Below are 9,591 nucleotides of genomic sequence, written 5' to 3' on the forward strand. Positions count from 1 at the left end.
CCGGCGCGCGCCCCGAACCCCACGAGAAGGACGAGGAACATGCTCGACATCGCCATCACCGGCGCAGGCCCCGGGGGCCTGCTCACCGCGCTCCGCCTGCATCAGGCGGGCCTGCGGCCCACGATCTACGAGACCGTCCCCGAGCTGAAGCCGCTCGGCGTCGGCGTCGACATCAAGACCGTCGGTACCGCGGAACTCGACGAGCTCGGCCTGCTGAACGCCTTCCGCGAGATCTCCGTGGAGGCCGAGGACTCGATCTTCTACAACCACCACGGTCAGGAGATCTACGCCGAGAAGTGCGGCGTCCACATGGGATACCTGCACGAACAGCGGTTCGTGCACCGCGGCGTCCTGCAGATGATGCTCTACCGCACCGTCCTGGACCGGCTCGGGCCCGACGCCGTTCGGCTGGGGGTCCGGGTCACCGGCTACGCTCAGGACGACGACCACGTCACGCTCGACCTGGAGCACGCCGACGGCCGCACCGAGCAGGTGCGGCACGAGGCCGTGATCGCGGCCGACGGCATCAAGTCGGCCGTGCGGCGGCAGATGCACCCCACCCTGACCGAGCCGGAGTTCTCCGGGATCACGATGTGGCGCGGCACCACGCTGCGCGAGCCGTTCCGCGGCGGCCACACGATCCTGCACCTCGGCAACCCGCACGTCGCCTCGATGATCGTGTACCCGATCGCGGAGAACTTCGAGAACAGCGGGCTCGATCTGATCAACTGGGTGGTCGAGACCCACGGCGCCGAGACGATCGAGGACTGGAACCAGGTCGCCGATCCCGAGGAGATCGTCGGCCTGTTCGACACGCTGCGGCTTCCGTTCCTCGACGTGCAGGGTCTGATCCGCGACGCCCGCGAGGTGTACCTCTTTCCCCTGGTGCGCCACTTTCCCCTGGACACCTGGGTGGACGGACGCGTGGCCCTGCTCGGCGACGCGGCGCACGCCATGTACCCGCGAGGAGGCAATGGCATCACGCAGGCGATGCTGGACGCGCGCGCGATCACCGCACGGCTCACCGAGAACAAGGCCGACCCGGACGCCGCGTTCGCCGCCTACGACAAGGACCGCCGCGAGATCGTCAACCGCATCGTGGACAGCATGCGGGGTGAGGGCTACGAGGTGATCCGTCGGATGGTCGCCGACCGCACGGACGGGGAACCGTTCGGCGACATCGAGGACGTCCTGCCGCTGGCCGAGGCGGACGAGATCTTCAGCGGCTACCACGCCCTGGTCGGTGCCCCGCGCCCCGGTCACGAGGCGGGCGACGCCACCGGCTTCCGCACCTGGGAGCAGGAGGCGAGCGCATGAGCACCACGAGCGTCGTGACGGACGCGGACGAGACCGTCCGCGCGGAGATCCTCGCCGTCGAGGCCGAGCGTCACCGCGCACTGGTCGACGTCGACGTCACCGCCCTGGACGTGCTCCTCGACGACTCCCTCGTGCACGTGCATGCCCCCGGGCTGGTGCACACCAAGGCACAGTTCCTGGAGCACGTGGCCACACGCCGGGCGTTCCTGCGGGTTGAGCGCGGTGCGCTGAACATCCGGGTGACGGGCGACGTCGCGGTCGTCGTCGGCCCGATCACGAACCACCTGCGCACACCCGACGGCGGGGAGCGCACCCAGCAGGGCGTCGTGACGCAGGTGCTCGTCCGGTCCGGCGGGTCCGGTGGGTCCGACGACGCCGCACCCCCATGGCGGTTCATCAGCTTCCAGCTGACCCCGTACGGCGAACAGATCTGGGGAAAGCTGCCCTCCGAAGAGACCGAGGACAAGGGACGGACACGATGAAGATCGCACGATTCCGCGTGGGCGACGGGCCGGTGCGGCTCGGCCGGGTCGACGGGGAGACCGTCACGGACATCAGCGAGGCGGCCGGGACGACCTCGACCCGGGTGCTGCTGCCCTGCCTCACCGAGCTGAGCGCGGCACTGACGGCCGCGGAGGGCCCCGGCCACGCGCTGCACGACGTGACCCTGCTGGCACCGGTCGACCACCCGCAGAAGTATCTCGGCATCGGGATGAACTACGCCGCGCACGCCGAGGAGGCGCGCCAGGCCGGCATCCCGATCCCGGAGAACCAGCTGTGGTTCAACAAGCAGACGTCCTGCGTCGTCGGCCCCTACGACGACGTCGTGAAGCCGACCATCTCCGAGGAACTGGACTACGAGGTCGAGCTCGCCGTCGTCATCGGGACCGAGTGCAAGCACGTCTCGCGCGCGGACGCACGGTCCGTCATCGCCGGGTACATGGTCGCCAACGACGTGTCGGTGCGCGACTGGCTGGCCAAGCGCTCGCCGACCTTCACGCTCGGCAAGTCGTTCGACACGCACGGACCGCTCGGGCCCTGGCTCACGACCGACGACGAGATCGACGACCCGCACGGCCTGCGCATGACCCTCACCGTGAACGGAGAGGTCCGCCAGGACGGGCGTACCGACGACATGATCTACGACATCTACGACCAGATCGCCTACCTCACCCAGGTGATGACCCTCATGCCGGGCGACGTCCTCGCCACCGGCACGCCGTCGGGCATCGGCGCGCCCACCGGGAACTTCCTGAAGGCGGGCGACGTCGTGCGCGCTGAGATCGGGCCGCTCGGCGCGATCGAGAACCGGATCGTCGAGGACGGGCACCATGTCCCGTGAGTCGATCCACCTGCCGGGCTTCGCGCACGCCAACCCCATCCCGGCGGCGGCGCGGATCGGGCCGTGCCTGGCAAGCGGCCTGCTGACCGGGCGGCACCCGGGCACGCGCGAGATGCCCGCCGGACTCGACGAACAGGCCGCCAACGTGTTCACGCACGTCCGCGCCCTGCTCGCCGAGGCGGGCGGCACCCCCGGGGACATCCTCAAGATGACGTTCTGGCTGACCAACTACCGCGACCGCGACGCCCTCAACCGCGAGTGGACGGCCCTGTTCCCGTCGGCCGACGACCGCCCCGCCCGGCAGGTCATGGCCGCCCAGCTCGACAACGGCGGCCTGATCCAGTGCGACCTCCTCGCGGTGCTGCCCACCCGGACCGCGGCCCACGCCGCGGCCCACGCCGCGGCCCACGCCGCGGCCCACACCGCGGCCCACACCGCGGCCCACACCGTCATGCAGAGCCCCGGAGACACCCCATGACCGACACCCGAGCAGCCGAGCTCCTGCGGCGCGTCCCCGACACGCTCCTCGTGGCCGGCTGCCGGCAGCAGGCGTCCGACGGCGCCCGCTTCGCCGTCCGCGACCCCGCCACCGGCGAGATCATCAAGGAGATCGCCGACGCCACCGTCGCCGACGGCGTCACAGCCCTCGACGCCGCCTGCGACGCCGCCGAGACCTGGGCCGGCACCCCCGCCCGCACCCGGGCCGAGATCCTGCGCCGCGCCTTCGACCTCCTCACCCGGCGCACGGACGACCTCGCGCTGCTCATGACCCTCGAGATGGGCAAGCCCCTTGCCGAGGCGCGCGGCGAGGTCGCCTACGGCGCCGAGTTCCTCCGCTGGTTCGGCGAGGAAGCCGTCCGGATCCAGGGCCGCTACGGCGCCAACCCCGCCGGGACGGGACGCATGATCGTCACCCAGCACCCCGTCGGCCCCTGCTTCCTCATCACCCCGTGGAACTTCCCGCTGGCCATGGCGACCCGCAAGATCGCCCCGGCGCTCGCGGCCGGCTGCACCGTGGTCGTCAAGCCGGCCGCGCTGACACCGCTGACCACCCTGGCGTTCGCCGAGCTGCTGGCCGAGGCGGGCGTGCCCGACGGCGTCGTCAACGTCGTCACCACCACTCGGACCGGCCCGGTGTCCGAGCGGATCATCCGCGACCCGCGGCTGCGCAAGCTGTCGTTCACGGGCTCCACACCCGTGGGGCAGCTGCTGCTGCGGCAGGCGTCCGACGGCGTCCTGCGCACGTCGATGGAGCTCGGGGGCAACGCGCCGTTCGTCGTGTTCGACGACGCCGACCTGGCGGCAGCGGTCGACGGCGCCGTCGCGGCCAAGTTCCGCAACGTCGGCCAGGCCTGCACCGCCGCCAACCGGTTCATCGTGCACTCCTCGGTCGCCGAGGAGTTCGCGCGCCGGGTCACGGAGCGCGTCCAGGCCTTCCGCACGGGACCGGGGACCGACGACGGGGTGACGATCGGTCCGCTCATCGACGACCGCGCCGTGGCCAAGGCGTCCGAACTCGTCGCCGACGCGGTCCGCCGCGGTGCCACGCTCCGCACCGGAGGCAAGCCCCTCGACGGCCCGGGGTCGTTCTTCCCCGCGACGGTTCTGAGCGACGTGCCCGCCGGCAGCGACATCCTGCGCGAGGAGATCTTCGGCCCCGTGCTCGTCGTCGTCCCCTTCGACACCGAGGACGACGCCGTCCGCCTGGCCAACGACACCGAGTACGGCCTGGTGTCCTACGTCTACACCCGCGACCTGGCGCGCGGGCAGCGCATGATCGAACGGCTCGCCACCGGGATGATGGGCCTCAACGCCGGCGTCGTGTCCGACGCCGCGGCACCGTTCGGCGGCTGGAAGTTCTCCGGCCTGGGCCGTGAGGGCGGCGCCGAAGGCATCCACGAGTACCTGCAGACCAAGTACACCCTGACAGCCGATCCCTTCGGCGGCGAAGGAGACCCGCGATGAACGACACGCACCCCACGGCCCACGGCGTCCTCCAGACCGGCGACGGCGCCCGCTACGTCAAGCAGCTCGTCTCTCACCTGGGCCGGCGCTCGCGGGTCGAGTCGACGGGCGAGGAGACGGTGATCCACCTGACGGTGGGCAGCTGCGCACTGCGCACCACGGACAGGGCCCTGCACCTGCACGCCGTCGGGGACGACGCGGAGGGCCTGGCGACGGTGCAGCGGGTCGTCGGCGGCCACCTGGAACGCTTTGCCCAGCGTCACGGACTGCGGGTGGTCTGGTCCTGACCTGGCCGAGGAGCACGGCATGCGCCGTACCCACGGGGTCGCCCGAATAGGCAGAACGGGGGCGGTATGCAGATCTGCCGCTGCGTTGGGTTCCATGTGGCGGGCACGCCGGAGCGGTCTCGGCGCCGCTGCTCCGTGAGGATGGTGTGCACGGTTCCGGCTTAGCGCACCGGCCGTCCGGCCATGGCGCTGGCTGGCCACCGGTCCGGCGCGGAGAGCGCTCTACACGGAGATGACGCTGAGCGCATCCAGCTCGGCGAGCGGTTCGAAGTCGGCGTCCTGGGTCACCACGGGGAGGTCGTTGGACAGGGCGATCGAGGCGATCCACAGGTCGTTGACGTTCACGCGGCGCTTGTTCTCTGCCAGTTTGACGCGGAGTCGTGCCCAGTGTGAGGCGGTGGTCGCGTCGACCGGTAGCAGTTCGAGCGATCCGATCGCGTCGAGGGTGGCGAGGCGTCTGGCGCGCGTCTCGGAGTCCTTGGCGGCGAGTACGCCTGCCTGAAGTTCGGCGCGGGTGATGACCGAGACGAAGGACTCTTCCGGTAGTGCGGAGCCGTCGAGTCGCCGGCCTGACTCCAGGCCGATGAAGACGCTGGTGTCGAGTAGGCCTCGAGGTGCGGGGGTGCTCACAGGATCGGCCCGATGTCGTCGGTGGTCTCGCCGGCGAGTTCCGCCAGGTCGTCACGCAGGCCGGGATCGGCTTGGACCGTTGCGAGGATCTTCAGGAGTTCAGCACGGCGGAGTGACCGGGGCCGTGCCGACGTCACTGGGCCGATCTCCGCCACGGGAGTGCCGTGTTGCGTCACGGTGACATGGTCGCCGTCGGCCACGCGGCGCAGGACCTCGGCGGTGTGGTTGCGAAGCTCACGAGCAGCGATCGTCCTCATGTGCGCAATCGTAGCACTCTGTGCACGGTTGAAGACTGCCACCCGTCGGTGACCAGCGAGCACATCACCGACACGGCGGAAACCTGCGAGCCCCAGTGGTGGCCGGTCCTGGGATTCGCGAGCACCCTCGACTCGGGCGCCGAGCAGTTGACGCTCACCGCCGGCCGGAGTGCGAGGATCCCCAGTATCCAAGGACTCGTGTGCGTGTACGCCGACGATGGCGACGATGGCGACGATGGCGACGATACCGTCGCCTTCATGCGGGTCGTCACCGGTGCCTGACCAGCCCCGGTGACGAGGGCCCGGTAATGGGCTGCAGGAACGCGTCCCGCGTCGCTGCGCCTGCACGCGGTGAACCATCCAGGCGCCGTGCCCGGTGACGCCGGGTCGCTCCTGCTGCGGCTGACATCACGGCCGCTGGACGCCGCGCGGGTCCGCATCGAGCTCAAGCCGTTGAGTGTCGCTGACACCCGTGAGCTGGTGGGGTCGATGTTGGACACCGACGCCGTCTCCGAGCAGTTCGCGGTCTTCCTGCACGAACGTACCGACGGGCTCCCGCTGGCGGTCGAGGAGACGATCTGGATGCTTCGGGACCGGCCTGCACGCCGAACTTGTGCAAGCCGACGGCCCCCGGAACGTCCGACATGTGTCGCGATGGCTCCCATGTCATGCGACGGACGTGGACCAGACCGGCTCCCACGCCCTGGGCGGCCGCAGCGACTACATCACCCGCGTCGACTTCGACGGTGACTGGAACGGCACCAACAACTGGGACAACGCCGGGTCCGGCTCCCTGGACGCCTACGCCTACTGGTCCTCCGTGGAGACCAGCACCCACTGGTTCCTCACCTACATGTTCTTCCACCCGAGGGACTGGACCGACTCGTTCTTCGACACCGAGCACGAGAACGACGCCGAGGGCGTCCTCCTGGCCGTGGAGAAGGACGGCTCCGCGTACGGCACGCTGCGCGCCGCCGTCACCGTTGCCCACACCGACTTCTACTCCTACGTGCCGGCCGGCAGCACCTGGTCCGACGGCGGCGAGGACATCGACGGGACGCTCCCCATGGAGACCAGCCCATACGACGGCGCCGCCCACCCGGTCACCGCGCAGGAGGCCAAGGGGCACGGGCTCAAGGCGCGCGGCGGGTACGACATCGTGGGCGACGGCGTCGTCTACTACCCGTCCGCCACCGGCGAGACGCCCGAGCATCCCGACGACCGCGACGTGCGCTACGGCCTCGTCGACATCTTCGCGCCCGGCGGCCTGTGGGACCGCCGCGACACCGATCCGTTCGCGAGCCGGGGCACGTTCGCCGGCAACACGTCCGGCGGCTGCGGCGACTGGGCGATCGGCTGCTCCACCAACTCGGCCAACGCCCCCTGGGGCTGGGACGACGGCGACGACGTCCCCGGCCGCGGCGAGCTCGCCACCGACCCCGCCCGCCTCATGGCCGAGTACTTCACCACCCCGGGCGACTTCTCCCGCACCTACGTGAGCAACCGCTACCGCTGACGCCGAGGCCCGCGGCAGGCAGGCCGCGCGGACCGGGACGCCGGCGTCACCGGCCGGCGGCCTCGTCCGCGCGCGCCCGCCCGGGCTCGCGTCCTTCCGCCGTCGCCAGCAGCCCCAGCATGCGGCGTCCGACGAGGACGGCGAACACCGACCAGGGTGCGAGGGACACGAGCGCGAAGACCAGTCCGAGGGTGCCGAAGCTCGACGGCACGGCCATGAGCAGCGCCGCGGTCAGCCCCCACCAGGCGGTCGCCCGGCCGAACACGGCCGATCGGTACATCAGGACGGCGAGCACCAGGAGGGCCACGAGGTTGAAGAGGTAGTAGACGTCGAAAGCGGTGCCGATCCAGGTGGCGACCATCCCGTCCCCGGTGGCGAGCAGCGCCACCCGTTCGTCGGCGCCGGCATCCTGGTAGGCCCGCGCGAGCGTGAGCATCTCGACCGCCCGGGGGGATGCCAGGTAGGCCGCCATGCCGAGCGTGCCGAACGCCAGCGCCACGACGACGGCGGACGGGCTCACCCGCCACAGCGCCACCGCGAGCGCGAGGTAGAGCAGGTACGCGAGCAGGTTGCTGACCACGTACAGCACGTCCAGCGTGATCAGCCCACGGACCGGGTCGTCGGCGAGGAGCTCGAAGAGGCCCTGCGTCGTCCCGGGCGGCGGCCACGCCGCGTAGATCGGGATCTGCACCAGGATCAGTGCCACGCCGGCGAAGGCCGCCCACGCCCCGGTGCGTACCAGGCCCCGGAAGCGGGCGACGTCCGGCAGCACGGCAGCCGTGTCGATGATCGTCATGGTCCGAACGTGGCACGGTGCCCACGGGATCGCCAGAGCCCAAGGTCCCGTCACCCGCATCGGGCCCGCAGCGGCCGGTGCGCCGCGCCCGGCCCGGGGCGCTAGGTTGACCACGATGGACACCACACCCGTGCCGCCCCGGCATCCCGGCACCGCGGGCGAGGTCCTTGCGGTGTTCGGGCGGCTCGGCCTCACGTCGTTCGGCGGCCCCGTCGCTCACCTGGGGTACTTCCGGACTGCGTTCGTCACCCGGCGCGGCTGGCTCAGCGACCGTGCGTTCGCCGACCTCGTGGCGTTCTGCCAGTTCCTGCCGGGGCCGGCGTCCAGCCAGGTCGGGATGGCGGTCGGCTGGCAGAGGGCGGGCGTCCTCGGGCTGCTCGCAGCCTGGGCGGGGTTCACCCTCCCGTCGGCGCTGCTGATGCTCGCCTTCGCCTACGGTGTGGGCGCTGCGGGAGACCTGACCGGCGCGGGCTGGATCGTCGGTCTCAAGGCGGCGGCGGTCGCCGTCGTCGCGCAGGCGGTGCTCGGCATGGCGCGCACCCTCGCGAGCACGCGCGCGACGGCCACGGTCGCGGGCGGCGCTGTCGTCGTGCTTCTGCTGGCGCCCGCGGCCGGCGTGCCGCTCCCGCTGGTCCAGGTCGGCGTGATCGTCGCGGCGGGAGCGGCCGGGCTGCGGTGGGTGACGCCGTCGTCGGACACCGTGGACGACGACCGCCTTGCCGCCCCCGCCCGCACTCGCACGGCGGTCACCTGCCTGGCGGTCTTCGGCCTGCTGCTCGCCGGCCTGCCGGTGCTGGCGGCGCTCACGGACGGCGGGGCCGCCGCGTTCGCCGACACGTTCTACCGCGCCGGGTCGCTGGTGTTCGGTGGCGGTCACGTGGTCCTGCCTCTGCTGCAGGCCGAGACGGCGGGCACCGTGACCCACGACCAGTTCCTCGCGGGCTACGGCGCCGCGCAGGCCCTGCCGGGGCCGCTGTTCACGTTCTCCGCCTACCTCGGCGCACTGTCCACCGCGGGCCCGGGTGGTGCGCTGGGTGCGGCGATCGCGCTGGTGGCGGTGTTCCTCCCGTCGGCGCTGCTGGTCACCGGAGCCCTGCCGTTCTGGGACCGCCTGCGCCGCGCACACGGCGCGCGGCGCGCTCTGGCGGGAGTGAACGCGGGCGTCGTCGGCCTACTGGCCGCAGCGTTCTACGACCCGGTGTTCACCCAGGGTGTGCTGGCCGCGCCGTCCCCGCCGTCGGCCCTCGCCCTCGCCCTCGCGGCCTATGTCGCCCTGACCACCTGGAAGGCACCCCCTTGGGCGGTGGTCATCGCCTCAGCCACCCTGGGAGCACTGGCCCTCTGACTGCTGCCGCCGCCGGCTGCCGCTGCCGCCAGGGTCCGCCGAGCACGACAATAACGTCGTTACGAATGTTGGTAACAACGTAAGTGTCGTTCTCGGCGAGAGGGATCGGTGGGGGCCCTGTCTCTTATACACATCT

At 71.5% G+C, this 9,591-nt stretch carries 12 protein-coding genes; 9 read left to right on the top strand and 3 right to left on the bottom strand.

Translation table 11 applies throughout. The features are described from left to right. Positions 1-39: 39 nt before the first annotated feature. From HGK34_RS18965 to HGK34_RS18990, 6 genes are read left to right on the top strand one after another with little or no spacing between them, the layout of a single operon-like run. On the top strand, positions 40-1,317 hold the full coding sequence (locus HGK34_RS18965) for an FAD-dependent monooxygenase (RefSeq protein ID WP_201850309.1): 1,278 nt from the start codon (positions 40-42) through the stop codon (positions 1,315-1,317). Further along, a complete protein-coding gene (locus tag HGK34_RS18970) occupies positions 1,314-1,799 on the top strand; it encodes a nuclear transport factor 2 family protein (RefSeq protein ID WP_201850311.1) in 486 nt (161 codons plus the stop codon). The genes HGK34_RS18965 and HGK34_RS18970 overlap by 4 nt, the downstream gene beginning before the upstream one ends. Further along, complete coding sequence (locus tag HGK34_RS18975; RefSeq protein WP_201850313.1) at positions 1,796-2,659, top strand: fumarylacetoacetate hydrolase family protein; 864 nt, start codon at positions 1,796-1,798, stop codon at positions 2,657-2,659. The genes HGK34_RS18970 and HGK34_RS18975 overlap by 4 nt, the downstream gene beginning before the upstream one ends. Next, a complete protein-coding gene (locus tag HGK34_RS18980) occupies positions 2,649-3,137 on the top strand; it encodes a RidA family protein (protein ID WP_201850315.1) in 489 nt (162 codons plus the stop codon). Before HGK34_RS18975 ends, HGK34_RS18980 begins: the two co-directional genes overlap by 11 nt. Further along, a complete protein-coding gene (locus HGK34_RS18985; protein WP_201850317.1) occupies positions 3,134-4,624 on the top strand; it encodes an NAD-dependent succinate-semialdehyde dehydrogenase in 1,491 nt (496 codons plus the stop codon). The genes HGK34_RS18980 and HGK34_RS18985 overlap by 4 nt, the downstream gene beginning before the upstream one ends. Then, positions 4,621-4,911 (top strand): DUF2218 domain-containing protein, encoded by a 291-nt coding sequence (locus HGK34_RS18990; protein ID WP_201850319.1) that lies wholly within the window; start codon positions 4,621-4,623, stop codon positions 4,909-4,911. The genes HGK34_RS18985 and HGK34_RS18990 overlap by 4 nt, the downstream gene beginning before the upstream one ends. A gap of 222 nt (positions 4,912-5,133) precedes the next feature. On the opposite strand, the gene HGK34_RS18995 is transcribed toward HGK34_RS18990, so the two are convergent. Continuing rightward, complete coding sequence (locus tag HGK34_RS18995) at positions 5,134-5,541, bottom strand: type II toxin-antitoxin system VapC family toxin (protein WP_201850321.1); 408 nt, start codon at positions 5,539-5,541, stop codon at positions 5,134-5,136. Next, positions 5,538-5,798, bottom strand: a complete 261-nt coding sequence (locus tag HGK34_RS19000; protein WP_201850323.1) for a type II toxin-antitoxin system Phd/YefM family antitoxin — start codon at positions 5,796-5,798, stop codon at positions 5,538-5,540. Before HGK34_RS19000 ends, HGK34_RS18995 begins: the two co-directional genes overlap by 4 nt. A gap of 48 nt (positions 5,799-5,846) precedes the next feature. Here HGK34_RS19000 and HGK34_RS19005 point away from each other — a divergent pair, with 48 nt between their 5' ends. After that, positions 5,847-6,080: a hypothetical protein gene (locus tag HGK34_RS19005; protein ID WP_201850325.1), complete on the top strand. Its 234-nt coding sequence runs from the start codon at positions 5,847-5,849 to the stop codon at positions 6,078-6,080. A gap of 397 nt (positions 6,081-6,477) precedes the next feature. Further along, the gene (locus HGK34_RS23325; RefSeq protein ID WP_201850327.1) at positions 6,478-7,314 is read left to right on the top strand and encodes a hypothetical protein; all 837 of its coding nucleotides are present in this window, start codon (positions 6,478-6,480) and stop codon (positions 7,312-7,314) included. A gap of 46 nt (positions 7,315-7,360) precedes the next feature. Here the strand turns inward: HGK34_RS23325 and HGK34_RS19015 are convergent, their stop codons facing one another. Next, positions 7,361-8,110, bottom strand: a complete 750-nt coding sequence (locus HGK34_RS19015; protein WP_201850329.1) for a DUF4386 family protein — start codon at positions 8,108-8,110, stop codon at positions 7,361-7,363. A gap of 115 nt (positions 8,111-8,225) precedes the next feature. Between HGK34_RS19015 and chrA the strand changes: the two genes are divergently transcribed. Beyond that, positions 8,226-9,455, top strand: a complete 1,230-nt coding sequence (chrA, locus tag HGK34_RS19020) for a chromate efflux transporter (RefSeq protein WP_201850331.1) — start codon at positions 8,226-8,228, stop codon at positions 9,453-9,455. The last annotated feature ends 136 nt before the right edge of the window (positions 9,456-9,591 follow it).

Origin of the sequence: Myceligenerans indicum (assembly GCF_016742955.1) — a bacterium.
GTDB classification, from domain to species: domain Bacteria; phylum Actinomycetota; class Actinomycetes; order Actinomycetales; family Cellulomonadaceae; genus Myceligenerans; species Myceligenerans indicum.